The following is a 24,020-nucleotide window of genomic DNA, read 5'->3' on the forward strand; positions in this document are numbered from 1 at the left end:
CATTGGTCACTTGTTTGAGTGGGGGCCGGGTTGTTAGCTTGATGCATCGTCGTTTGGGAGGATCGAGCATGAGCGATTTCATCGAACATTGTTTGGGGCGTGTCCTGGCTCTGCAGGTGCGGCTGTATGCCTGCCAGGCGCGGTTGGCTGACTGCACTGACACCGAGGCCTTGCACGACCTGCGCATCGCCCTGCGGCAATTGCGCAGCCTGTTGCGTCCGCTGCGCGGTTTGCCGGCTGTGGATGCTCTGGAGCAGGGAGCCGCAGTGCTGGGCCGCCTCAGTGGGCCGCTGCGTGATCGTGAGGTGTTGGTGGCCGAGCTGACTCGTCTGGGTCTGGTGCATCTGGCGCCTGCCGATGAGGCGCAGCGCGCCGCAGGTTACGTTGCCATTGCCAGCAGTGGCGAGTTGGCCGACCTGATGCTGTTGCTCGACGGCTGGCCGGCGAATTGGCGTGAAGCTGCCAGGCAAGGCCAATTGAACGATGTGGACAAGCGCATCCGGCGCCGCCTGCGGCGCCAGCAACGACAACTGGCCCGCGCCTTACGCGATCCGGCGCATGACCGCCATCGCCTGCGCCTGCTGATCAAACGCGTGCGCTACGCTGCTGAAACCTACCCGGCACAAAGTCGTTTGAGCAAGGCGGTGCAGCTCAGGCTCAAACGTGCGCAAAGCGCCCTTGGCGACTGGCATGACCACCTGCAGTGGCTGGCGCAGGCCGATGCGCTGGCGTCGCTGGGCCCTTGCCGGGCAATCTGGCTGCAGGCTCAGCAGGCGGCCGAGCAACGCGCTGATGGAGCCCTGCTGGCACTGTATGGCGATTTTCCCAGCGTGGAATAAGGCGACATTTTCGCCGCAAATATGACCGAATAAGCATCCTTGCGGACTATCGTTCAGTTGCCACCATCCCCTAAGATCGTCGCCATCGATGAATGCCGAGGTGCGTATGATCTTTTCCGAAATGCTCGAAGCGGTGCGCCGCGATGCCGATGCCGTGGTGATTCCGGCCGAATGGGGGCAGGGGCGCGCCAGTTTCGGTGGTCTGGTGGCGGCTCTGGCGTTCGAGGCGATGCGCGCCAAGGTGCCGCAGGACCGACCGGTGCGCTCGCTGGCCATCACCTTCGTCGGGCCGGTGGCGCCGGATGTTCCTGTCAGTTTTCAGGCCGAGGTGCTGCGCGAGGGCAAGGCGGTCAGCCAGATGTCCCTGCGTGCAGTTCAGGATGGCCAGGTAGTGACCGTGGTGCAGGGCAGCTTTGGCGCATCGCGTCCTTCGACGATTGCCGTGGAGGCACTGGCCGCGCCGCAGATCACGCCGGTCGAGCAATGCCAGGAATTGCCCTACGTGCGCAATGTCACGCCGGAGTTCACGCGCTTTCTGGCCATGCGTTGGGGGATTGGCGGCATGCCTTTCAGCAACACGCCGTCGCGGCAGATGGGCGGCTGGGTGCGCTTGCGCGGTGAGCGCGAGCCGCAGGCGCTCAGCGAGGCGCATGTGCTGGCACTGGTCGACGCCTGGCCGCCTGCGCTGCTGCCCTATCTGAAAAGCCCGGCGCCGGGCAGCTCGCTGACCTGGACCATCGAGTTCGTCCAGCCGCTACACACCCTCAGCAGCGAAGACTGGTGCCTGTATCGTGCGGATATCGAACATGCCCGCGATGGTTACGGGCACGTGGCGGCGGCGATGTGGACACCTGCAGGTGAGCTGATCGCCTTGAGCCGGCAGACCGTGACCGTATTTGCCTGATTCAGTGGCGCCGGCGTTGGCGCCAGGCGCGCCACCACGCGCCGCTGAAGAGAAAGCGCGGGAACGTCACGCACTGCTCCAACAGCAGGCGCTTCAGCGCATCGCTCTTGCTGGCGAAGGGTTCCGCAGGCTGTTGCTCCAGTCTGTGGCCGTGAGCTTGCAGCGCCAGGGAGGCGATCAGGCCGATGCTGCCCAGTGCCAACGGCACGAACCGCAGATGCCATAGGCCGATCAGCAGCAGTATCAGCGACAGCAGGAACAGTGGCACGGCGATCAGGTGCAGCAGCAGATTGGTGGGATGCCGATGCTGGCTGGCGTAATGACGCCATTGCCAGGCCAGCAGGTTGGGGTGACGTTTGCTCATGGGACGATCCTCGACTCGATAAGACGAGTCTAGGATCGCCGCCCATGCAGAGCGAATTGCTCCTGGCTATGGCGCAGATAGGCTTATGCCTAAAGGGCCACCTCTACAGGCGCAACTGGCCGATGGCCTTGTTCAGCTCGCCTGCCAGTTGGGCGAGTTGCTGACTGGTGGCGGCCGATTCGAGGGTCTGGCCAACGGTCTGTTCGGTGACGTCACGAATGCCCACCACCGAGCGGCTCATTTCTTCGGCCACCTGGCTCTGCTGTGTGGCGGCCACGGCGATCTGTGTATTGCTGTCGCGCATCAGCGCCACGGCGGCGGTGATCGCCGCCAGCGACTCGCCGGCTTCTTGCGCCAGTTGTACGCAATGGTTGGCGTTCTCCGAGCTTTCGCGCATGAACTCCACGGCGTCGCGGGTGCCGCCCTGCAGGTTGCCGATCATCTGGGTGATTTCGTCGGTGGAGTCCTGCACGCGCTTGGCCAGGTTGCGCACCTCGTCGGCGACCACGGCGAAGCCGCGACCCATTTCACCGGCGCGGGCGGCCTCGATGGCGGCATTGAGGGCGAGCAGGTTGGTCTGTTCGGCGATGCCGTGAATCACACCGACCACGCGGCTGATGTGCTGGCTGTCTTCGGCCAGGCGCTCGATGCTGGCGGCGCTTTGGCGTACGCCCTGCGACAGGGCTGCGATGGATTGCTCGACCCGTTCGACCACCTGCTGGCCTGCGCGCGCTAGCTGATCGGCATTGAGCGACTGATCGCGGGTGGTACCAGCGTGATCGGCGATATGCTGCACGGTCGCCGACATCTCGTTGATCGCGGTGGCAGCCTGATCGGTTTCACTTTGCTGGCTGAGCATGCCCTGACGCACCGCCCCCATGCGCTCGGCCATATCGCGGGTGCCACTGTTCAGCTCGTCAGCCACCTGGCCGACGGTGCCGACCACGCGCTGATAGCCGGCTTGCATGGCGTTGAAGGCGGCGGCCATCTGGCCGACCTCGTCACGGCTGCTCAGAGGGACGCGCAGGGACAGGTCGCCGCTGCGCTCGGCTTGCAGTATCACGTCCTTGAGGGTGTTGAGATGGCTGAGCAGAAAGCGGATCAACAGCTGCGAAGCAGCCAGCAGCAACAGCATCAACACGGCAACTGCGACGGCATAGGTCAGCGCGTGCTGGGCGAACAGGTCGAGCAGGCTGGGCGCGCGCGCCATGACCGCCAGGGTGCGTCCATCGCTGAGGGTGACGCGCTGCGCGCCGATCACCGGCGAGTCGCCTAACCGGGCGTCATGCTGCACGGCCTGCCAGCCACTGGCGTCGGGGCCACCTTGAGCACCTGGCAGGCTGCCGTTGCCCACCTGGATGTTGCTCGAACTGGGCAGTGCCGCCTGCTGCGGCCACTGCTGGAGCAGGCGCGCCTGCGCGATTGCAGACTGCTTGGCATCGGCGCTGCGTGCCTGTTGCTCGGTATGCAGGGCGAACAGCACTAGCATCAGGCTGATGACGAAGGCGACGGCGTTGACCGCCCAGAATTTGTACTTGAGAGAAAGATCGCTGATCCAGGCGCCCATGCTGTTGTTATCCGTCTCGCTGCGTTCGCTATTGGCCAAGTGCCAGCAGTATGCATCGGTACACAGCCAGGGTCTTGACGCCAATCAATACTCTTGCGTCGAGTCTTCGACTATGGCTGGCATATCGAAGAACGCTCGCGCACAGGCTGTGGTCTGTGCCGCCAGGGTTTCCTCGCTTTGCCCGCGGTGCAACGCCACCTCGCGCAGCACCTCGCCGAGAAAGGCAGGCTCGTTACGCCCGCTCTTGGGCTTTGGCCGCAGGCTGCGCGGTAACAGGAAGGGCGCATCGGTCTCCAGCATCAGGCGCTCGCCGGGGATATCCTTGAGCAGCGGATGCAGGTGCGTACCGCGACGTTCGTCGCAGACCCAGCCGGTGATGCCGATATGCAGGTCGAGATCGAGATAGGCATAGAGTGCAGAGCGTTCGCCAGTAAAGCAGTGCACCACGGCCGCTGGCAGTCGGTCACGATAGTCATGCAGGATTTCCAGCAGGCGCTGGCTGGCTTCGCGTTCATGCAGAAACACCGGTATCTGCAACTCGACGGCCAGGGCCAGTTGTTCCTCCAGTGCTTTTTCCTGCGCCGGGCGTGGCGAGAAGTCGCGATCAAAATCCAGTCCGCATTCGCCTACGGCGCGCACTTGTGGCTCGGCCAGTAACGCCTTGAGCGTGCGGCTGCTGGCGCCATTCCACGAGCTTGCATCGTGCGGGTGAACTCCGGCGGTGCTAAATAGGCGCTGGCCGCTGCTATCCAACTGTCGGCAAAGTGCGAGGCTGGCCTCGCTTTCATTCAGACTGGTGCCGGTCAGCACCAACTGACACACCCCGGCTGCATAGGCGCGTTCGAGCAGCGCCTCGGCCTGCACCGCGAGGCTGGGGTGGGTGAGATTGACGGCAATATCGATGAGTTGCATGGTGCCACCTGTTGAACGCGAGGGGGCAGAATAGCAGATGCTATCCGTTCGTCAGGAAGTCGATTTAAAACAATAAGTTGGTCGCTGTTTTTAAGGTTGATGCAAGGTTGTGGGGTGGCGCGGCAGCGCTCTGCTGTGCCAATCTCCGCGCCCCTGCCGCCCTTGGAGCTTGTTTGGCGGGTATACGGTCAGTAGCCGCCTGTCGCGTATCGGCGTACAGCAGCCACCAACCGGATGAGGCTTCGGCGGTCTACCGCCTTCCCTGGAGAGTCGATGTCGCGATTGCTGCTGATCCTGTGCCTACTGGCTGCGCTGCCGTTGTCGGTCAGTGCGCGCGTGGCCGGCCCGCCGGAGGTCGGCAGTCAGGCCCGCAGTGCGCGCGATCTGCCGACGATTCGCAGCAGTGGTGAGCTACGGGTGCTGGTCAATCAGAGCCGCAACAGCTCGGGCTCGGTCAAGGGCCAGAGCATTGGCGTCGAATATCACCGCCTACGGGCGTTCGAGCAGTACCTCAACCGCAATGCCCGAGATGGTCGCAGCCTCAGACTGAAGATCATCCCCAAAGCCAAGGATCAGTTGCTTGGCGCATTGCAGCGCGGCGAGGGCGATCTGGTTGCGCCCGGCGAACTGCTCAATGTGCGCACCGGGCATGATGTCAGTGCCAGTACGGCGATTCGCCGCGAAGTACCGCTGGTGCTGGTGTCGAAGCAGGGTAACCGGCATTACCGCAGCCTCGAACAGCTGGCCGGGCGTAGTCTTTCATTGCCAGCGGGTAGCGCCGTGGGTGACGCGCTACGGTTGATCAACCAGCAACTGGCTGAGCGCAAACTGCCGCCCATCGTGGTCGAGTGGGTCGACCCCAGCCTGGCCGTCGAAGATGTACTGGAAATGGTCCAGGCCGGCATCTTCGAGCGTACTGCGGTGGAGCTGCCGATCGCCGAACGTTGGGCCAAGGTGATGCCCAAGTTGCGCGTCGACAAGCATCTGGTCCTGGCACGTGATGGCGACATGAAATGGTTCATGCGCCCCGATGCGCCGATGCTACGAGCCAGTATCGACCGTTTCTTCAGCAGCTATCAGAGCCCGGCCGACCAGGATGCGGCGTTCCAGCGTGTCTATCGCCGCTTATACAAGGTGCATTCGCCGCTGGGGCGCACTGAACGACAGCGTCTGGAGAAGGTGCGCCCGGTGCTGCAGCAGCATGCCGAGCAGCAGGGTTTCGATTGGCTGATGCTGGCTGCGCTGGCATTCAAGGAGTCGACGTTGAACCCATCGGCGCGCGGCGCCAGCGGCGCGACCGGGCTGATGCAGATCACCCCGGCGGCAGCGCGTAGCGTCGGGGTGAGCAACATTCAGAACCTCGACGGTAACGTCCAGGCCAGCAGCAAGTACCTGGCGATGATCCGCCGCAACTTCTTCAACAGCCCGCAGCTCAACGAGCGCGAGCGCATGGCCTTCGTCCTGGCTGGCTACAACCTGGGGCCGCAGCGGGTGCAGAGCCTGCGCGCCGAGGCTCGCAGGCGTGGCCTCAATCCCAATCAGTGGTTCTTCCAGGTCGAACGTGTGGCCATGGAGCAGATGGGCATGGGCGTGGTGAGTTATGTGAATGCGGTGAATAAGTACTACCTTGCTTATGACCGTGAGCGCTATCTGCTCGAACCGTAAAGGCAGCGTCTGACGGCCAAGTAGATATTTATTTATTCGATATTAATTGCCGGTTTTTTGCTGTTTTTTAATCGAGTGCATTGGATATTCTGTGCGCCATCAACTCCACACACGAAGGAAGGGTTGTAATGAACAACCTGATCAAGAACATCACCGCCACCCAGGCCAGCTTCGGCATCACCATCCTGCGTTCAGGTACCAGCAAGAAGGTCCGCACATGCGGGCCTTCTTGCATCAAGCGCTGAACGATCAGGCGGTAGCGGCCTGATCAGCTTTCTTTTCCTGCGCAATGACCTGCTGCGCCAGTTCGATCATCTGCTCGCGCATCCAGCGGTTGGCCGGGTCCTGATCGGTACTCTCATGCCAGTACAGGTGCGTTTCCAGCGCCGGCACATCACCGACCGGTAAGGTCACATGATGCAGGTTGTGGCGGCGGGCGAAACGCTCCGGCACGGTCATCACCATGTCGGTCTGCTGTATCACGCTACTGGCCATCAGATAGTGTTGCGAGCGCAGGGCAATCTTGCGCTGGATGCCCATCTTGCCAAGGGCCAGATCCACATAGCCTAAGCCACTGCGGCGGCTGGAGATGTGGATGTGGCTCAGCGACAGGTATTCGTCGAGGCTGATCTTTTCCTTGGCCATTGGGTGGCCAGGGCGCATGGCGCAGACATAGCGATCATCCAGCAGCTTGACGTGACGAACCTGCGGGTCGGTGTTGAGCGGTGCATCGACGGCGAAGTCGAGGCGGCCGGCGGCCAGCTCCTTGGTGGTCTCGCGGCGCTTGGCCAGGAAGCTCTCGATGCATACGCTCGGCGCCAGGCGACGCAGGCGCTGGAACAGCGGTGGCAGGAGGATCTGCTCCGACAGGTCGGTCATGCTGATGCGGTAGGTCTTGCCGGCCTGCTGCGGGTTGAAGGTGCGGCTTTCCTGCACGGAAACGCGCAGCAACTGGAGGGCGTTGCGCACCGGGCCGATGATGTTCTGCGCCATGGGCGTGGGCACCATGCCCTGGGCGGTGCGCACGAACAGCGGGTCGTTGAAGGTTTCACGCAGGCGGGCGAGGGCGTTGGAAACCGCCGGCTGGGTGATGCCGACGATCTGTCCGGCACGGGTCAGGTTGGCCTCGGTGTAGATGGCGTCGAAGACGATGAAGAGGTTCAGGTCCACCTTGGTCAGGTTCATGCCGGCAGTGCTCCAGGGGGCGTCGATATCAATCGATCATATATAGGTTATGAATGTTCATACACGCTGAAAATAGGTTAGATAAATCCTAAGCGCTGTTCTAGCATCATTTCCACAACCTCTCACCCTTTATTACAAACAGGTAATTCCATGGATTTCGCCTATTCCCCGAAGGTTCAAGAGCTGCGTGAGCGCGTCAGTGCATTCATGGAGGCGCACATCTACCCGGCTGAAGCGGTGTTCGAGCAGCAGGTGGCCGAAGGTGATCGTTGGCAGCCGACCGCGATCATGGAGGAGCTGAAGAACAAGGCCAAAGCCGAAGGTTTGTGGAACCTGTTCCTGCCCGAGTCCGACTATGGCGCGGGCCTGACCAACACCGAATATGCACCGTTGGCGGAGATCATGGGGCGTTCGCTGATCGGCCCCGAGCCGTTCAACTGCGCCGCGCCGGATACCGGCAACATGGAAGTGCTGGTGCGTTACGGCAACGAGGCGCAAAAGCAGCAATGGCTGGAGCCGCTGCTGTCCGGCGAGATTCGTTCCGCGTTCGCCATGACTGAGCCAGGCGTGGCCTCGAGCGACGCCACCAACATGCAGGCCAATGCTCGCCGCGAGGGCGATGAGTGGGTCATCAACGGCCGCAAGTGGTGGACCTCCGGTGCCTGCGACCCGCGCTGCAAGGTGATGATCTTCATGGGCCTGACCAACCCGGACGCGCCGCGCCACCAGCAGCACTCGATGATCCTGGTGCCGATGGATGCACCAGGCGTCACCGTACTGCGCCCGCTGCCGGTGTTCGGTTATGACGACGCGCCACATGGCCATGCCGAAGTGCTGTTCGAGAACGTGCGAGTGCCCTACGAGAGCGTATTGCTTGGTGAAGGGCGTGGCTTCGAGATCGCCCAGGGGCGCCTCGGCCCGGGCCGTATCCACCACTGCATGCGTTCGATCGGCATGGCCGAGCGCGCCCTGGAACTCATGTGCAAGCGCGCTGTTTCGCGGACCGCCTTTGGCAAGCCGCTGGCGCGCCTGGGTGGCAATATCGATCACATCGCCGATTCGCGCATGGAGATCAACCAGGCGCGTCTGCTGACCCTGAACGCGGCCTACATGATGGATACCGTGGGCAACAAGATCGCCGCCAGCGAAATCGCCCAGATCAAGGTGGTGGCGCCCAACGTGGCGCTCAAGGTGATCGACCGGGCGATCCAGATGCACGGCGGCGCGGGCGTCTCCAACGACTTCCCGCTGGCCTACTGGTACGCCATGCAGCGCACCCTGCGCCTGGCCGATGGCCCGGACGAGGTGCACCGCGCAGCCATCGGCAAGTTCGAGATTGGCAAGTACGTGCCGCGCGACGTGATGAAAGCCAGCCGCTGATCCCGCAAGCCAAAGCAAAGAGGCCCGCATCTGCGGGCCTCTTTGTTCGTGAACCGTCGACGCTGCTGCTCGGTCGACCGGCTACGCCGTTTCTCAGTGTTGCGGGGCTTTCTGGTCGCGGGTATTGAGCAGCGACAGGATCACCCCGCCTGCCAGCAGCCCCAGGGTGACGCCAAGCGAGAGCAGGGCGGGAACCTTGATCAGGTCGTGCAGGAAGATCTTGCCGCCGATATACATCAGCACCAGCGCCAGGGCGTACTTCAGGTAGATGAAGCGGTGCATCAGTGCGGCCAGGGCGAAATACAGCGCGCGCAGGCCGAGAATGGCGAAGATGTTCGAGGTGTAGACGATGAACGGGTCCTGCGAGATGGCCAGTACCGCCGGCACGCTGTCCACCGCGAACACCAGGTCGGCCAGTTCGATCAGCACCAGCGCCAGCAGCAGCGGGGTGGCATAGAGCAGCGGCTTGCCACTGACCTGATCCTTCAGACGCACCAGGAACTTGCCTTCGTGCAGCTCATCGGTGACGCGAATGTGCTTGCGCACGAAACGGATCACCGGATTCTGCGCCAGGTCTGGATGCGACTCTTCGTCACCGCTGCGCAGCATCTTGACGCCGCTGAATAGCAGGAAGGCGCCAAAGATGTAGAGAATCCAGTCGAACTGCTGCACCAGCGCCGTGCCCAGGCCAATCATGATCGCGCGCAGCACGATCACCCCGAGAATGCCCCAGAACAGCACGCGGTGCTGGTACTTACGCGGGATGTTGAAGTAGCCGAGGATCATCGCCATGACGAAGACGTTGTCCATCGACAGCGATTGCTCCACCAGGAAACCGGTGTAGTACTCCATCGCCTTGGTACCGCCGAGCTGCCACCAGATCCAGCCGCCGAAGGCGACGCCGACACTGAAGTAGCCGGAATACAGCAGCAGGCTCTCGCGCATCTCGATTTCATGCTGATCGCGATGCAGCACGCCGAGGTCGAGTACCAGAAGGGTGATGATCAGTACCAGGAAGGCCAGCCAGAACCAGCCGGGGGTACCGAAAATGGGGGATGTCAAAAAGGCAAGTAGAGCGTCCATGAGCCCTCCCTTATGTCTGCCTGAGTTGAAAGAAATCGACTCAGTGACTCCGACATCACGGTGAGAAAACTCACCGCCAGAGGGGCCCGGCGTCACGCGCGGCGAAGATTAGCGCCGAGCCCTTACTCTGCCAAGCCCTTTGTAAGGAAATATTTTCAGGCGTCAGTAGACCCAGACTTCGACACGGCGATTACGGATACGGCCATTGTTCTGATCATTGGCCGCCACCGGTAGCTCGCTGCCCATCCCGATGATTTCACGAAACAGTACGCCTTGTTTGGCCAGCTCGCGGCGCACGGCCATGGCGCGCAGTTTCGACAGCAGTTCGGCGCGCTCGGGGTCGCTTTTCGGATCGCCGAAACCCACCAGCACCACCTTGTCCTGCAGCTTGTCGTGTTGCTTGAGATAGTCCAGCACCCGCTGCAAATCACGATGTGCTTTGTTATCCAGCGTTGCGCTGCCTTCCTGGAAGCGGAAGTTCACCGACAGGCGCTGCGCCTGCTTTGCCAGTTGCTGGTACTCCGCTGGCATTTGCGCATCTGCGGCGACCTTGACCGCCTGGACGGTCTGGGCGATGAAACCGCTGTTGTCGACAATGGCCTGGCCGCGTGGGCTGTGGGCGAAGTCGATCAGCGCGCGTACCCAGGGATTGGCCAGTTGCGGGTCGTTGTAGAGAAACAGGCGGCGTGCCAGGGGATAGTCCTCGGTGGCGATCAGCGTGGTGCTCGGTGGCATCGGCTGAGAATTGCCCGCAGCGACGGCGACAGCCTTGGCCTGGCGGATGTAGGGCAGGCCAATGAAACCGATGCCATTGGCATCACTGCTCACTGCGTCGGACAGTTGGGTGCTGGATTCGAAGCGTTGCGCGCCGGCGGCGAGTGTGCGCCCGCCTGGAGCCAGCACCAGCTCCTTGAAGGTGTCGTAGGTGCCGGAATTGTCATCGCGTGCGTAGGGGCGAACCTTGCCGGGTTTGCCGCCCAGCGCAGCCCAGTCTCCGATCTCGCCGGAAAACAGCTGCGCGATCTGCTCCACACTCAGCGTTCCAATCGGGTTCGATGGATGGACGATGATCGCCAGACCATCGATGGCGATGACCTGTTCACTCTGCGGACTGCGCATATCGCCAAGGGGCGCCAGGGTAGCGGCTTCGCCATCCTTGATCGGCCGCGACGAGGCGGCCAGATCGGCGCTGCCGTCCTTGAGCGAGGTGAAACCGGTGCCAGAGCCGTGAGCGGCGACTTCGACTATCACCTGGCGGCCGTCGGCCCGTCGTGCGAGCAGGCGCTGCTCGTTTTCCCGGGCACCTTCTTCGCTGTGGATATCGTGCAGGCCCTGAGCTTCGAACAGCCCTTTGACCAGCTCCGGGCCGAGCTTGGCACCAATGGTGTTGGAGCCCTGGATGCGCAGTACCGGTTGGTTGCCCTCGGAGGCTGGTAGTGCGGCGAAGACGGAAAGAGGGAGGGCGTAGCAGATGAAACCGATCAGCAGCAGGGACAGAGTACGACCCCAGAGGTCGCGGTCGGCGGACAGGGCGCGCGGCATGCGGCAGGCACCTTCTAGTGGGTGGGATAAGGTGCCGCGCAGATTAAGTCAGTCAGGTTGCAGTCTTGTGACGGGGCGCCTGCTCTTCACGCATTGGTATTTCACTCCAGCTCCAGCCAGATCGGCGCATGGTCCGAGGGCTTGTCCATTCCACGCAGGTCGTAATCGATGCCGGCATCCTTGAAGCGCGCCTGCAGCGGCTGGCTGGCGAGGATCACGTCGATGCGCAGGCCGCGCTTGGGCTCGTCTTCAAAGCCGCGACTGCGGTAGTCGAACCAACTGAAACGATCATTCACCTCGGGGTTGAGGTGGCGGAAGCTGTCCACCAGGCCCCAGCTCTTCAGCGTCGCCAGCCATTCGCGCTCCTCCGGCAGGAAGCTGCACTTGCCGGTTTTCAGCCAGCGCAGGCGATTAGGCTCGCCGATGCCGATGTCGCAATCTTCCGGGCTGATGTTGATGTCGCCCATCACTACTAGGGCCTGCTGCGGATCGAAGTGCTCCACCAGCAGTTGATGCAGGTGGGCGTAGAAGCGCTGCTTGGCCGGGAACTTCACCGGGTGGTCACGGCTTTCGCCTTGCGGGAAATAGCCGTTCATGATGGTGACCGGGTTGCCACCCGCATCGGCGAAGGTGCCGTAGATGAAGCGGCGTTGAGAGTCTTCTCCATCGCCGGGAAACCCCTTGTGCAGGCTCAGTGGCTCCTGACGCGAGAGCAGGGCAACGCCATAGTGGCCTTTCTGGCCGTGGTAATGCACGTGGTAGCCGAGCTGACGGATCTCGGCTTCGGGGAACTGCTCATCGGCCACCTTGGTTTCCTGCAGGCCGATCACGTCCGGCTGGTGTTTTTCGATCAGGGCCTCCAATTGATGGGGGCGGGCGCGCAGGCCGTTGATATTGAACGAGACGATTTTCATGGGCGGCGGGTCCTGGGCTAACGGGCATGCCATGAGAGGCATCCCGGATGATGAAAGCCTTCGCGGCATGCCTTCCCTCATCCGGTGGTTCGCGCCACCTTCTCCCGAAAGGGGAAGGGCATGAGGAAGGTGTCGCTGCGCGACTTTCAGATTAAACGGCGATGCTAGCCGATCCTCGGCGCTCGCGGCCAGCGCCTGGCGGGCATCATGAGGTGGTGCTAAGTTGGATGGGACGCGCCTGACCCACAACGCATAACAACAGAGGTCTGCCATGCCCAACAACGCTCCAGCAGAAGTGCGCATGCTTGATGGTGGTTACGCCCGCGAGGTCCGTTCGCTGCTCTACCACGCCTATCGCCACGAGCCGACCTTCGCCTACCTGTTCGAAGCGCAGCGACCGGGTTTTGATCAGCGTGTACGCGCGACGATTCGCGAACTTGTGCAGCAGCACTTCGCCGAGGATCTGCCGGCCATTGGCCTGCTGATCGATGACCGCCTGATCGGCGCAGCACTGATCGCGCCACCGCAGCGCCGCCTGGATATCACCGAAAGTTGGGGGTGGCGTCTGCGCATGCTGCTGAGCACCGGTTTCAGCTGCACCAAGCGCTATCTCGAGTACCACGATGCGGTGCTTGCCAGTCTGCCGCCCGGGCCTTACCACGTGCTGCCGCTACTGGGCATTCACCCCGAGTTTCAGGGGCAGCATCACGGCGAGCAGTTGCTCGAGGCGCTGCACGACTGGTGTGCACAGGACAGCGGCTCGCAAGGCGTGGTGCTGGATACCGGCAATGCGCGCTATCTGGATTTCTACCGGCGCCAGGGCTACGAGGAAATCGGCGAGCTGGCCATAGGCCCGGTGGTCGAACACGTGTTCTTTCATCCCAACCCACAACCGGTGGTCAGAGCCAGCGCCTGAACTGCGGCTGTCTGGCGCGCGTTCAACGGCTCTGGCGTGGGCTCCGCTCCGTGGTAGCATCCTCCGCCATGAGCGTATATGGACATTTTCAGCGTAGCCTGGCGCTGCTGCTGATCAGTACGGGTGCTTTCGCAGCGAGCGAACTCGACGTACGAATCACCCCGAGCAATTCGGCTCTCAAGGCCAATATCGAAGGTTATGTCGGCAGCCTCGATGGGCGTGATGCGCAGTCGTTGCGGCGCTTGCGGCGTATCGCCGAGAACGAGGCCGACAAGGCGGCTCAGGCCCTGGGTTATTACCAGGCGCGCATTCGTAGCCGTATCGAAGAGGGCGCAACGCCGCGCCTTGTGATCGAGGTCGAGCCCGGCGAGCGCATTCGCCTGCGCAACGTGGACATTCGTATCGAAGGGCCTGCCAGCGAGCTGTCTGCTTTTCGTGTACCCAGTGCCGGTCGTTTGCAGCCAGGCTCGGTGCTCAACCATGGGCGCTATGAGGATGCCAAGCGACTGATCCAGAATCAGGCCTCGCGCTACGGCTTCTTCGACGGCCGATTCTCCCGGCAGCGCCTGGAAATCGATCCGGCTGCCGGGGTGGCCGATATCGAGCTGGTGTTCGTCAGCGGGCCGCGTTACAGCCTGGGCGATATCGCCTTCAGCGGTGACTTCCCGTTCGATGAAGAGCTGCTGCTGCGCATGGTGCCGTTCGATCCGGACACACCCTACGACTCCGAATTGATCGCCGAGCTGTATCAGGCGCTGCAGTCGAGTGGCTATTTCGAATCGGTGCGGGTCGACGCCATCCCGACCCAGGCCGACCAGTTGCGTATTCCAGTGGCGGTGGCGCTGCAGGTGCGAGAGCCGCGCACCATGGGCCTGGGACTGGGCTTTTCCACCGACGTCGGGCCGCGCCTGCGCGCCAACTGGACGCGCCACTGGCGCAATCCGCAGGGGCACAGCTACGGGGTGGAAACCGAATTGTCCGCTCCCAGACAGAACGTTGGCCTGTGGTACGACATTCCCGGTGACCCGCCACTGACCGACAAACTGCGCCTGGCCGGCGGTTATCAGTATGAGGAGCTGGCCAGCAAGGACAGCTTGAGCCGGCTACTTACCCTCGGTCCGGAATGGCACAGCCAGCGCTCCGGTGGCTGGCAGCGCGTGCTGTCGGTGAAATGGCAGCGTGAGGAATATCGCCTGGGTGACGATTCCGGGCTGAGCACCCTGTTGATGCCGGGCGTCAGCTACTCGCTGCTGCGCAGCGACAACCGCCTCGACCCGAATCAGGGCTACCGCGTGCAGTTCGACTTGCGCGGCGCTGTCGATGGCGTGCTGTCCGACGCCAACGTGCTGCACGGTAACGTCATGCTCAAGGGCCTGACTACCGTATTCGATAATCACCGTCTGCTCGGGCGGGTGCAGTTTGGCGGTACCGAAACCAATGGTTTTTCTGCCGTGCCGCCGTCGCTGCGCTTCTTCGCCGGTGGCGATCAGAGCGTGCGCGGTTACGACTATCAGAGTCTGTCGCCGGAGAACAATCGCGGCGACAAGATTGGTGGCCGCTACCTGTTCACCGCCAGCGCCGAGTACCAGTACAGCCTCACCGACAAGTGGCGCCTGGCGACTTTCATCGACCAGGGCAATTCCTTCAATTCGCTGGACATTCCCACCTTGAAGACCGGCGTCGGCTTCGGCGTGCGCTGGGTTTCACCGGTGGGCCCGCTGCGCCTGGACCTCGCTCATGCGCTAGACGACGACGGTGGCGTACGCCTGCATTTCTCCATGGGGCCTGAGCTATGACCCGGCGCCTGTTGAAGTGGCTGGCCGGCGGTCTGCTCGGTCTGGTGTTGCTGCTCGTCGCGGCCCTGTGGGCGCTGCTGGGCACCCAGGGTGGCAGTCGTTGGCTGCTGGCCCAGGTGCCAGGCCTGCAAGTCGACAACTTCGCAGGGCGTCTGGGCGGTGCCTGGCAGGTCGATGCGCTGATCTGGCAGCAAGACGATATGCGGGTTGAGCTGCAGCAGCTGGACATGGCCTGGTCACCGTCCTGCCTGCTGCGCCTGACGCTGTGCCTGGATCGTCTGCATCTGCAGCAGGTGGCCGTGACCCTGCCCGACAGTGGGGAGGCCAGCGATGAGCCGTTGAGCCTGCCGAACCTCAACCTGCCACTGCGCTTGCAAATGGGCGATATCCAACTGGGCGAACTGCGCCTGGACGGCCAGACGCAACTGAGCGATCTCGAACTGAGCGCCAGTTGGAACGAGCAGGGTGTGGAGCTGCAGCGCCTGGTCTTGCAACGTGATGACCTGAGCCTGGACCTCAGTGGCCAGCTGACGCCGCAGGGCGATTGGCCCTTGGCCCTGAGCGGCCGCCTGCAGTTACCGGAAGTCGATGGCAAGGCCTGGCAGGTGGCACTGCAGGTAGCTGGCGAATTGCAGCGCAGCCTGAAGATCGAGGCTGACAGCAGCGGTTATCTCGACGCCCGTCTCGAAGGACAGGTGCAGGCGCTGGCCGAGCACCTGCCCGCCGAACTGCGCCTGACCAGCCAGGATTTTCAGGCCAGCAGCGCCTTGCCGCAGACGCTGCACCTGCAGGCGCTGACGTTGTCGGCAAAGGGTGACCTGAGCAGCGGCTATCGAATCGACGGCAGCTCCACTCTGCCCGCCGAGCAGGCGCCGATGCCGCTGACCCTGCGCGGCAGGGTCGATGCCAGGGGCGCGGATATCGAATTGCTGCGCATCGAAGCCGAGGATCAGCAGCATCTGCAGCTCAGCGGTACGCTCGCCTGGAGTGAGGCGTTTCAGGCCGACGCCACGCTCGATTGGCTGAATTTCCCCTGGCAGCGTCTGTACCCGCTGGACGAGCCGCCACCCGTGGCGCTGCAGCAACTGCAGGCAGAAGTCAGCTATAGCGAAGGCAATTACCTGGGTAACTTCGCTGCGCAGCTTAAGGGGCCGGCAGGGGACTTCAGCCTGAGCAGTCCGGTCAGTGGCGATCTCGGCCAGGTCAGCCTGCCGCAATTGCAGTTGGTGGCTGGCCAGGGCCGCGCCGAAGGGGTGGTCAAGGTCGGTTTTGCCGACGGCGTCGACTGGCAGGCCATGCTGCAGCTCAGCGCCCTCGACCCGGGTTATTGGCTGGCTGAGATGCCGGGTAATCTGGCAGGGCCGCTGAATACCTCGGGCAGCTTCAATGCCGGTGCGCTGCAAGCCAAGGCCGATATCGACCTCAATGGCCGTCTGCGTGGCCAGCCCGCGCAATTACAAGTGCAGGGCGCCGGTAGCGGCGAGCAGTGGCAGCTCGAGCAATTGCTGGTGCGTCTGGGCGACAACCGGATCAGCGGCCAGGGCGCGCTGGATCAGCGTTTGCGTGGCCAGCTACAACTGGCCTTGCCGCGTCTGGGGCAACTCTGGCCCGGTCTGCAAGGGCAGATACAGGGCCAGCTGTCCGTGGCGGGCACCTTGCAGGCGCCGCAAGGCCAGCTTGCGCTGAGTGGGGAGCGTCTGGCCTTTGGCGACCCCAGCCTGCGGCGACTGCAGTTGGACGCGACGCTGGATGCCCGCCAGCAGGCGCGCATCGGTTTGAATCTGCGTGGCATCCGCATCGGCGATACCTACCTTGGGCGCCTGCAGGCCGATGGTCGTGGCGATCAGCGTCGCCAGGCGCTGGACATCGATTTGCAAGGTCCGCTGTTGCAGCTGGCGTTGGCCCTGGACGGCAGCTTGAGCGAGCAGGGCGACTGGCGCGGTCGTATTGCCAGTGGCCGTGTGCAGAGCGGCGGGCAGGATTGGCAATTGCAACAGGTGGCGACCCTGGAGCGCCTGGCCAGCGGCCGCATGAACCTGGGCGCGCATTGCTGGCAGTCCGGCGATGCCAGCCTGTGCGGCGGGCAGCAGCGGCTGATGCCACAGCCCAGCCTGGACTGGCGCCTGGAGAATTTCCCCTTGGCCAGCCTGCAGCCCTGGCTGCCCGAGGACTTTGCCTGGCAGGGGCGGCTGGATGGTCAGCTGAAAGTCGAGCTACCCGACAGCGGTCCCAACGGCCAGATCAGGCTCGATGCCGGCGGCGGCAACCTGCGTATTCGTCAGCCGGATGAAGAGCAGTGGCTGGACTTTCCCTACGACAGCCTGCGCCTGGACAGCACGCTGCGCCCTCAGCGGGTAGACAGCGAACTGCGTTTCGTCAGTAGCCGCCTGGGTGAGCTGCTGCTGCAGGCGCAGATCGACCCACGCCCGGCGAGCAAGCCGGTCAGCGGCGAGTTTCGATTGAGCGGGTTCGATCTCGCCGTGCTGCGTCCCTTCGTACCCATGGCGGAAAGGCTCGAAGGCAAGCTGCAGGGCAGCGGCAATATAAGTGGCCAGCTGCTGGCGCCGCAGATCAACGGCCAGCTGCGCCTGGACGGCGGCGAGCTGTCCGGCAGCGAACTGCCGATCAGCCTGGAGAACCTGCAATTGCAGGCGCTGATCGCGGGCGAGCAGGTGCAGCTCTCCGGCGATTGGCGCAGCGGTGAGCAGGGGCGTGGCAATCTGCGTGGCGAACTGACCTGGGCCGAGGGGCTGAGCGGCGATCTGGTATTGCAGGGACAGCGCTTGCCGGTGAAGGTCGAGCCGTATGCCGAGCTGGAAGTCGAGCCTGATCTGCAATTGCAACTGCGTGCCCAGCGTCTGGCCGTCAGCGGCAAGGTTGGTGTGCCGCGTGGTTTGATCAGCGTACGTGAACTACCGCCGTCGACGGTCAAGGTTTCCGGTGATGCACGGGTGGTCGGTCGTGAAACCCCGGAAGCTGAGCAGGGCATGGGCGTCGCCATGGATGTCGATGTCGAGGTGGGGCAGGACAAGCTGGCCTTCAGCGGTTTTGGCCTGACTGCCGACCTGCGTGGACGCGTGCACATCGGCGATAACCTCGATACCCGCGGTGAACTGGATCTGGTCAACGGCCGCTATCGCGCCTACGGCCAGCGCCTGACCATTCGCCGCGCGCGCCTGCTGTTCACCGGACCTATCGATCAGCCGTTCCTCGATGTGGAAGCGATTCGCCGGGTCGACACGGTCGTCGCCGGTATCCGTCTGTCCGGCAGCGCCGAGCAGCCGAGCACCACGGTCTTCGCCGAGCCGGCCATGAGCCAGGAACAGGCGCTGTCCTATCTGGTGCTGGGCCGGCCTTTGGGGCAAAGCACGGGGGACAACAACATGCTTGGCCAGGCAGCGCTGGCGCTCGGTCTGGCCGGCAGCAGTTCGCTCACCACCAGCCTGGCCACCAGTCTGGGTATTCAGGATTTTCAGCTCGACACCGAGGGCAGTGGCGTGACCACCAGCGTGGTGGCCAGCGGCAATATCACCGAGCGCCTGAGCCTGCGTTACGGCGTGGGTGTGTTCGAGCCGGCCAACACCATCGCTCTGCGTTACGAGCTGAGCCGGCGCCTGTACCTTGAGGCCGCCAGCGGTCTGGCCAGCTCGCTCGACCTGTTCTATCGCCGGGACTTCTGATGGTCGCGCCACCTTTATGCTAAATCCCTACATGGCTGCGGGTGTATCGGCGGCGCTTCTGCGCTAGTCTGGATGCATGGTCGGGCCGTGACCTGCCATTCGATGGAGCATTCGCCACGGCGAACCCCATGTCACACATTTGCCCTTCAACTCCCTGAACGATAAGGAAACTCCCATGGCGCAAGTCACTCTCAAAGGCAACCCGGTGCAGGTCGACGGCCAACTGCCGCAGGCCGGCCAACAGGCACCAGCGTTCAGCCTGGTCGCTGGTGACCTGAGCGACGTCACCCTGGCCAGCCTGGCTGGCAAGCGCAAGGTGCTGAACATCTTCCCCAGCGTCGACACCCCGACCTGCGCTACCTCCGTGCGCAAGTTCAACGCCGAAGCCGGTCAACTGAACAACACCGTGGTGCTGTGCATCTCCGCTGACCTGCCGTTCGCCCAGGCACGCTTCTGTGGTGCCGAAGGTCTGGAAAGCGTGGTCAACCTGTCCAGCCTGCGTGGCGCCGACTTCCTCAAGAACTACGGTGTGGCCATTGCCAGCGGCCCGCTGACCGGCCTGGCCGCGCGCGCCGTGGTAGTGCTGGATGAAAACGACAAGGTGCTGCACAGCGAGCTGGTTGGCGAAATCGCTGATGAGCCGAATTACGCAGCCGCCCTGGCCGCGCTGAAGTAACTCGCAGCTGGTTCGATGAAACGGCCTGCTTCGCAGGCCGTTTTTATTTGTGCACCAAGCCGAACGTTCTGAGCACGTCGACAGTCCCTTGCCCGATCCAGATTTTTTCGCGGACTCAAACAGTTAGTAACGTAAGGGCAGCGTAAAAAGCGGGTAAATGGGCTTTGCTTGACGCGGGCCAGTGCTTATCGTGCCGACTCCCCTTAAAAGTGATATTGCGCCTGCCATGTCGAATGCTTCCCCGTCTCCATCGAATTCCTCCCGTCAATGGCTGATTGGCCTGACGTTGCTCACCGTTCTGCTTCTGCTGCTGTGGTGGTTCTGGCCGAGCAAGCCAGAAAGCCAGCAGATGGGCCGTGGCCGTTTCGGTGACATGGGGCCGGTGCCGGTGCGCGTGGCCGAGGTCAAGCAGGGCGAGTTCGCCATCGAGCTCAAGGCGCTTGGCACGGTAACTTCCTATAACACGGTCAACGTACGCTCGCGAGTCGACGGTGAACTGGTCAAGGTGCTGTTCGAGGAGGGCCAGCAGGTCAAGGCCGGCGACCTGCTGGCGGTGATCGATCCACGCCCTTATCAGGTGGCCTTGCAGCAGGCGCAGGGGGCGCTGCAGGAAAACCAGGCGCAACTGAAGAACGCCGAGCTGGACCTGCAGCGCTACAAGGGGCTGTACGACGAAGACAGCATCGCCAAACAGACCCTGGACACCCAGCAGGCGCTGGTCAATCAGTACCGTGGCAGTCTGCAGAGCAACCAGGCCGATGTCGCCACGGCCAAGCTCAACCTCGACTTCACCCAGATTCGCGCGCCCATCGACGGTCGCCTCGGTCTGCGTCAGCTGGATATCGGCAATCTGGTCAGCAGCGGCGATACCACGCCTTTGGTGGTAATCACCCAGGCCGATCCGATTGCGGTGATCTTCACCATCCCCGAGGGCGATCTGCCTGCCGTGCTGCAGCGCCGCCGCGACGGCACGATCCTGGCTGTCGAGGCCTGGGACCGTGGTGAGCGCTTGAAACTGGCCGAGGGCGTGCTGGAAAGCCTGGATAACCAGATCGACACCACCACCGGTACGGTCAAGCTCAAGGCGCGCTTCGACAACGCCGAGCAGATGCTCTTCCCCAATCAGTTCGTCAATGTGCGTCTGCGCGTTGAAACCCGTGAGGCCGCCACCATCATTCCGTCCGCTGCGGTGCAGTTCGGCACCCAGGGTACCTTCGTCTATGTCGTGGGTGACGATAACAAGGTGAGCATCCGTCAGGTCACCATCGCTGCCAGCGACGCTGAACGCAGCATGGTCAACGAGGGCGTGCAGCAGGGTGAGCGGCTGGTCATGGAAGGTACCGATCGTCTGCGTGACGGTAGTGAGGTGGAAGTGGTCGACCCGAACCTGGTGCAGAGCCCCGACGGCGCGGCTAACGAGCCGGGCGACCGCCAGGGCAAGCGCGATGGCTCTGCACGTCCGGGCGCAGCACGGAACGACGCATGAATATTTCCCGCCCCTTCATCCTGCGGCCGGTCGCCACCACGCTGTTGATGGTGGCGATCTTCCTCAGCGGTCTGATCGCCTATCGCCTGCTGCCGGTGTCGGCGCTGCCGGAAGTGGATTACCCGACTATCCGTGTGCTGACCTTATATCCAGGCGCCAGTCCGGATGTGATGACCAGCGCCGTGACGGCGCCGCTGGAGCGCCAGTTCGGGCAGATGGCCGGGCTCAAGCAGATGTCCTCGACCAGTTCGGGCGGCGCCTCGGTGATCACCCTGCGCTTCAATCTGGATGTCTCCCTGGCGGTGGCCGAGCAGGAAGTGCAGGCGGCGATCAACGCGGCGAGCAACCTGTTGCCTGGCGATCTGCCGGCGCCGCCGGTGTACAACAAGGTCAACCCGGCCGATACACCAGTGCTGACCCTGGCGGTGAGCTCAAAGACGATGCCGCTGCCGCAGGTCAACGACCTGGTCGATACCCGCCTGGCGCAGAAGCTGGCGCAAACCAGCGGTGTCGGCCTGGTGACCCTGGCCGGCGGGCAACGTCCGGCGGTGCGTATTCGCGTCAACCCGGAGGCGCTGGCGTCCTATGGCCTGAGTCTGGCCGATGTGCGCAGCCTGATCACGGCCAGCAACGTCAACCAGCCCAAGGGCAACTTCGACGGGCCCACGCGGGTTTCCCAGCTCGATGCCAACGACCAGCTGAAGTCGGTCGAGGAATATCGCGAGCTGATCCTCAGCTATCAGAATGGTGCCGCGCTGCGCCTGAAGGATGTCGCCGAGATCATCGACGGCGCCGAGAACGAACGCCTGGCCGCCTGGGCCAACCGCAACCAGGCGGTACTGGTCAATGTGCAGCGTCAGCCCGGTGCCAACGTGATTGATGTGGTCGACCGCATCCAGACCCTGCTGCCGCACCTGACCGAAGGCCTGCCGGCCAGCGTCGAGGTCAAGGTGCTCACCGACCGCACGCAGACCATCCGCGCTGCAGTGCGCGACGTACAGCACGAACTGCTGCTGGCCATTGCCCTGGTGGTGATGGTGACCTTCCTGTTCCTGCGCAAGCTGTCGGCGACCATCATCCCGTCGATCGTCGTGCCGCTGTCGCTGATTGGCACCTTCGGTGTGATGTACCTGGCCGGTTTCACCATCAACAACCTGACGCTGATGGCGCTGACCATCGCCACCGGTTTCGTGGTCGACGACGCCATCGTCATGCTGGAAAACATCGCCCGCCATCTAGAGGAGGGCGAGACGCCGCTCAACGCCGCGCTCAAGGGCGCTCGGCAGATCGGCTTCACCCTGGTCTCGCTGACCCTGTCGCTGATTGCCGTACTGATCCCGCTGCTGTTCATGGCCGATGTGGTCGGCCGGCTGTTCCGCGAGTTCGCCATTACCCTGGCCGTGGCCATCCTGATTTCCCTGGTGGTGTCGCTGACCCTCACGCCGATGATGTGCGCGCGCTTGCTCAAGGCCGAGAAACCCGAGCAGGAAGGGCGCTTCTATCGCGTCGCCGGTGGCGCCATCGACGCCATGATCGAACGCTACGGCGTGTGGCTGCAGTGGGTGCTCAGGCATCAGCCGCTGACCCTGCTGGTGGCCGTGGCGACCCTGGGCCTGACCGTGCTGTTGTATATGGCGGTACCCAAGGGCTTCTTCCCGGTGCAGGACACCGGCGTGATCCAGGGTATTTCCGAGGCGCCGCAGTCGATTTCCTTTGCCGCCATGAGCGAGCGTCAGCAGCGCCTGGCGGATGTCATCCTGCGTGATCCGGCGGTGGCCAGTCTGTCCTCGTCGATTGGCGTGGATGGCGACAATCCGACGCTCAACAGCGGCCGTCTGCTGATCAACCTGAAAACCCACGCCGAACGCGACGTCACCGCCAGTGAGGTAATCGAACGTCTGCGTCCTGAGCTGGCGAAGGTTCCCGGTATCGAGCTGTTCATGCAGCCGGTGCAGGACCTGACCATCGAGGATCGCATCAGCCGTACCCAGTTCCAGTTCACCCTGGAATCGCCCGACAGCCAGTTGCTGGAAACCTGGACGCCGCGTCTGGTCGAGGCGCTGCGCGAGCAGCCGGAGCTGACCGACGTGGCCAGCGACCTGCAGAACCGCGGCTTGCAGGTGTTTCTGGATATCGATCGTGACGCCGCGGCGCGCCTGGGCATCAACGTCGGCACTATCGACGATGCGCTGTATGACGCCTTTGGCCAACGCCAGATCAGCACCATCTACACCCAGGCCAGCCAGTACCGCGTGGTGCTGGAGAGCCGCGATGGCGGGCGTATCGGCCTGGCCGCGCTGCGTCAGATTCATGTGGCCACCGGTGACGGCCAGCAGGTGCCGTTGTCGTCCCTGGCGCATGTCGAGGAGCGTCCGGCCAGCCTGCTGGTCAACCATATCGGCCAGTTCCCGGCGGTGACCCTGTCGTTCAACCTGGCGCCTGGCGTGTCGCTGGGCGAGGCAGTGGCGGTGATCGAGCGGGTCGAGCAGGAAATCGGTTTGCCAGGCGGCATCAACACCCAGTTCCAGGGCGCTGCCGAGGCGTTCCGCGCATCGCTGTCGTCGACCTTGCTGCTGATCCTGGCGGCCATCGTCACCATGTACATCGTGCTCGGCGTGCTCTACGAGAGCTATATCCACCCGATCACCATTCTGTCCACGCTGCCGTCGGCGGGCGTCGGTGCGCTGCTGGCATTGCTGCTGACCGGTAACGACCTGGGGCTGATCGCCATCATCGGCATCATCCTGCTGATTGGTATCGTCAAGAAGAACGCGATCATGATGATCGACTTCGCCCTCGAGGCCGAGCGCAACCAGGGCATGGCACCAGAGGCGGCGATTTATCAGGCGGCGCTGCTGCGCTTTCGGCCGATTCTGATGACCACCCTGGCGGCGTTGTTCGGCGCCATCCCGCTGATGCTCGCCTCGGGCTCCGGTGCCGAGCTGCGCCAGCCGCTGGGACTGGTGATGGTCGGCGGTCTGCTGGTCAGCCAGGTGCTGACGCTATTCACCACGCCGGTGATCTACCTGTACTTCGATCGCCTGTCGCGGCGCGTCAGCGGGCGCAGTGCGGCGGGGGTGGCGGTATGACCCAGACCCGTAGGAGCGGCTT

17 protein-coding genes are annotated in these 24,020 nt (G+C 63.4%); 10 read left to right on the plus strand and 7 right to left on the minus strand.

What is annotated here, in order from left to right; all coding sequences use genetic code 11:
- Positions 1-68 precede the first annotated feature (68 nt).
- Both BLT86_RS05090 and BLT86_RS05095 read left to right on the plus strand, forming a co-directional pair.
- Positions 69-839, plus strand: a complete 771-nt coding sequence (locus BLT86_RS05090; protein WP_074857198.1) for a CHAD domain-containing protein — start codon at positions 69-71, stop codon at positions 837-839.
- A 106-nt stretch (positions 840-945) separates the two neighbouring features.
- The gene (locus tag BLT86_RS05095; protein ID WP_075751130.1) at positions 946-1,743 is read left to right on the plus strand and encodes an acyl-CoA thioesterase; all 798 of its coding nucleotides are present in this window, start codon (positions 946-948) and stop codon (positions 1,741-1,743) included.
- Position 1,744: 1 nt separating this feature from the next.
- Here the strand turns inward: BLT86_RS05095 and BLT86_RS05100 are convergent, their stop codons facing one another.
- The 3 genes from BLT86_RS05100 to BLT86_RS05110 all read right to left on the minus strand — a co-directional run bounded on the left by BLT86_RS05100 (position 1,745) and on the right by BLT86_RS05110 (position 4,586).
- Positions 1,745-2,107: an Mpo1-like protein gene (locus BLT86_RS05100; protein WP_003460511.1), complete on the minus strand. Its 363-nt coding sequence runs from the start codon at positions 2,105-2,107 to the stop codon at positions 1,745-1,747.
- 103 nt (positions 2,108-2,210) lie between these two features.
- Positions 2,211-3,674 (minus strand): methyl-accepting chemotaxis protein, encoded by a 1,464-nt coding sequence (locus tag BLT86_RS05105; RefSeq protein ID WP_092375181.1) that lies wholly within the window; start codon positions 3,672-3,674, stop codon positions 2,211-2,213.
- Between the two features lie 84 nt (positions 3,675-3,758).
- Positions 3,759-4,586 carry a TatD family hydrolase gene (locus BLT86_RS05110; RefSeq protein WP_075747371.1) on the minus strand — a complete coding sequence of 276 codons (828 nt, stop codon included), beginning with the start codon at positions 4,584-4,586 and terminating at the stop codon, positions 3,759-3,761.
- A 273-nt stretch (positions 4,587-4,859) separates the two neighbouring features.
- On the opposite strand from BLT86_RS05110, the gene BLT86_RS05115 reads away from it, so the two are divergent.
- Positions 4,860-6,251, plus strand: a complete 1,392-nt coding sequence (locus BLT86_RS05115; RefSeq protein ID WP_092375184.1) for an MltF family protein — start codon at positions 4,860-4,862, stop codon at positions 6,249-6,251.
- Between the two features lie 249 nt (positions 6,252-6,500).
- Here BLT86_RS05115 and BLT86_RS05120 read toward each other — a convergent pair whose 3' ends face one another.
- The gene (locus BLT86_RS05120) at positions 6,501-7,436 is read right to left on the minus strand and encodes a LysR family transcriptional regulator (RefSeq protein ID WP_003460507.1); all 936 of its coding nucleotides are present in this window, start codon (positions 7,434-7,436) and stop codon (positions 6,501-6,503) included.
- 150 nt (positions 7,437-7,586) lie between these two features.
- Here BLT86_RS05120 and BLT86_RS05125 point away from each other — a divergent pair, with 150 nt between their 5' ends.
- Positions 7,587-8,816 (plus strand): acyl-CoA dehydrogenase, encoded by a 1,230-nt coding sequence (locus BLT86_RS05125; RefSeq protein WP_003460500.1) that lies wholly within the window; start codon positions 7,587-7,589, stop codon positions 8,814-8,816.
- 93 nt (positions 8,817-8,909) lie between these two features.
- On the opposite strand, the gene BLT86_RS05130 is transcribed toward BLT86_RS05125, so the two are convergent.
- From BLT86_RS05130 to xthA, 3 genes are all read right to left on the minus strand, one after another.
- Positions 8,910-9,899, minus strand: a complete 990-nt coding sequence (locus BLT86_RS05130; RefSeq protein ID WP_075747375.1) for a TerC family protein — start codon at positions 9,897-9,899, stop codon at positions 8,910-8,912.
- Between the two features lie 162 nt (positions 9,900-10,061).
- Positions 10,062-11,441 carry a substrate-binding domain-containing protein gene (locus BLT86_RS05135; protein WP_092375187.1) on the minus strand — a complete coding sequence of 460 codons (1,380 nt, stop codon included), beginning with the start codon at positions 11,439-11,441 and terminating at the stop codon, positions 10,062-10,064.
- 101 nt (positions 11,442-11,542) lie between these two features.
- Positions 11,543-12,355, minus strand: coding sequence for an exodeoxyribonuclease III (gene xthA, locus BLT86_RS05140; protein ID WP_092375190.1), 813 nt, complete (start codon positions 12,353-12,355; stop codon positions 11,543-11,545).
- Between the two features lie 271 nt (positions 12,356-12,626).
- Between xthA and BLT86_RS05145 the strand changes: the two genes are divergently transcribed.
- The 6 genes from BLT86_RS05145 to BLT86_RS05170 all read left to right on the plus strand — a co-directional run bounded on the left by BLT86_RS05145 (position 12,627) and on the right by BLT86_RS05170 (position 23,998).
- On the plus strand, positions 12,627-13,271 hold the full coding sequence (locus BLT86_RS05145; RefSeq protein ID WP_075747381.1) for a GNAT family N-acetyltransferase: 645 nt from the start codon (positions 12,627-12,629) through the stop codon (positions 13,269-13,271).
- 68 nt (positions 13,272-13,339) lie between these two features.
- The gene (locus tag BLT86_RS05150; RefSeq protein WP_017677106.1) at positions 13,340-15,067 is read left to right on the plus strand and encodes an autotransporter assembly complex protein TamA; all 1,728 of its coding nucleotides are present in this window, start codon (positions 13,340-13,342) and stop codon (positions 15,065-15,067) included.
- Positions 15,064-18,747, plus strand: coding sequence for a translocation/assembly module TamB domain-containing protein (locus BLT86_RS05155; protein WP_017677105.1), 3,684 nt, complete (start codon positions 15,064-15,066; stop codon positions 18,745-18,747). Before BLT86_RS05150 ends, BLT86_RS05155 begins: the two co-directional genes overlap by 4 nt.
- Before the next feature lie 175 nt (positions 18,748-18,922).
- On the plus strand, positions 18,923-19,423 hold the full coding sequence (gene tpx / locus BLT86_RS05160) for a thiol peroxidase (RefSeq protein ID WP_017677104.1): 501 nt from the start codon (positions 18,923-18,925) through the stop codon (positions 19,421-19,423).
- A 226-nt stretch (positions 19,424-19,649) separates the two neighbouring features.
- The gene (locus tag BLT86_RS05165; RefSeq protein WP_026088582.1) at positions 19,650-20,909 is read left to right on the plus strand and encodes an MdtA/MuxA family multidrug efflux RND transporter periplasmic adaptor subunit; all 1,260 of its coding nucleotides are present in this window, start codon (positions 19,650-19,652) and stop codon (positions 20,907-20,909) included.
- A complete protein-coding gene (locus BLT86_RS05170; protein WP_017677102.1) occupies positions 20,906-23,998 on the plus strand; it encodes an MdtB/MuxB family multidrug efflux RND transporter permease subunit in 3,093 nt (1,030 codons plus the stop codon). Before BLT86_RS05165 ends, BLT86_RS05170 begins: the two co-directional genes overlap by 4 nt.
- The last annotated feature ends 22 nt before the right edge of the window (positions 23,999-24,020 follow it).

It is taken from the genome of Pseudomonas sihuiensis, from assembly GCF_900106015.1.
In the GTDB taxonomy this organism is placed as follows: domain Bacteria; phylum Pseudomonadota; class Gammaproteobacteria; order Pseudomonadales; family Pseudomonadaceae; genus Aquipseudomonas; species Aquipseudomonas sihuiensis.

What these genes read in the sequence shown, in the direction of transcription:
- BLT86_RS05090 (WP_074857198.1), top strand. Translation starts at nt 69, where the DNA reads ATGAGCGATTTCATCGAACATTGTTTGGGGCGTGTCCTGGCTCTGCAG.
- BLT86_RS05095 (WP_075751130.1), top strand. Translation starts at nt 946, where the DNA reads ATGATCTTTTCCGAAATGCTCGAAGCGGTGCGCCGCGATGCCGATGCC.
- BLT86_RS05100 (WP_003460511.1), bottom strand. Translation starts at nt 2,107, where the DNA reads ATGAGCAAACGTCACCCCAACCTGCTGGCCTGGCAATGGCGTCATTAC.
- BLT86_RS05105 (WP_092375181.1), bottom strand. Translation starts at nt 3,674, where the DNA reads ATGGGCGCCTGGATCAGCGATCTTTCTCTCAAGTACAAATTCTGGGCG.
- BLT86_RS05110 (WP_075747371.1), bottom strand. Translation starts at nt 4,586, where the DNA reads ATGCAACTCATCGATATTGCCGTCAATCTCACCCACCCCAGCCTCGCG.
- BLT86_RS05115 (WP_092375184.1), top strand. Translation starts at nt 4,860, where the DNA reads ATGTCGCGATTGCTGCTGATCCTGTGCCTACTGGCTGCGCTGCCGTTG.
- BLT86_RS05120 (WP_003460507.1), bottom strand. Translation starts at nt 7,436, where the DNA reads ATGAACCTGACCAAGGTGGACCTGAACCTCTTCATCGTCTTCGACGCC.
- BLT86_RS05125 (WP_003460500.1), top strand. Translation starts at nt 7,587, where the DNA reads ATGGATTTCGCCTATTCCCCGAAGGTTCAAGAGCTGCGTGAGCGCGTC.
- BLT86_RS05130 (WP_075747375.1), bottom strand. Translation starts at nt 9,899, where the DNA reads ATGGACGCTCTACTTGCCTTTTTGACATCCCCCATTTTCGGTACCCCC.
- BLT86_RS05135 (WP_092375187.1), bottom strand. Translation starts at nt 11,441, where the DNA reads ATGCCGCGCGCCCTGTCCGCCGACCGCGACCTCTGGGGTCGTACTCTG.
- xthA (WP_092375190.1), bottom strand. Translation starts at nt 12,355, where the DNA reads ATGAAAATCGTCTCGTTCAATATCAACGGCCTGCGCGCCCGCCCCCAT.
- BLT86_RS05145 (WP_075747381.1), top strand. Translation starts at nt 12,627, where the DNA reads ATGCCCAACAACGCTCCAGCAGAAGTGCGCATGCTTGATGGTGGTTAC.
- BLT86_RS05150 (WP_017677106.1), top strand. Translation starts at nt 13,340, where the DNA reads ATGAGCGTATATGGACATTTTCAGCGTAGCCTGGCGCTGCTGCTGATC.
- BLT86_RS05155 (WP_017677105.1), top strand. Translation starts at nt 15,064, where the DNA reads ATGACCCGGCGCCTGTTGAAGTGGCTGGCCGGCGGTCTGCTCGGTCTG.
- tpx (WP_017677104.1), top strand. Translation starts at nt 18,923, where the DNA reads ATGGCGCAAGTCACTCTCAAAGGCAACCCGGTGCAGGTCGACGGCCAA.
- BLT86_RS05165 (WP_026088582.1), top strand. Translation starts at nt 19,650, where the DNA reads ATGTCGAATGCTTCCCCGTCTCCATCGAATTCCTCCCGTCAATGGCTG.
- BLT86_RS05170 (WP_017677102.1), top strand. Translation starts at nt 20,906, where the DNA reads ATGAATATTTCCCGCCCCTTCATCCTGCGGCCGGTCGCCACCACGCTG.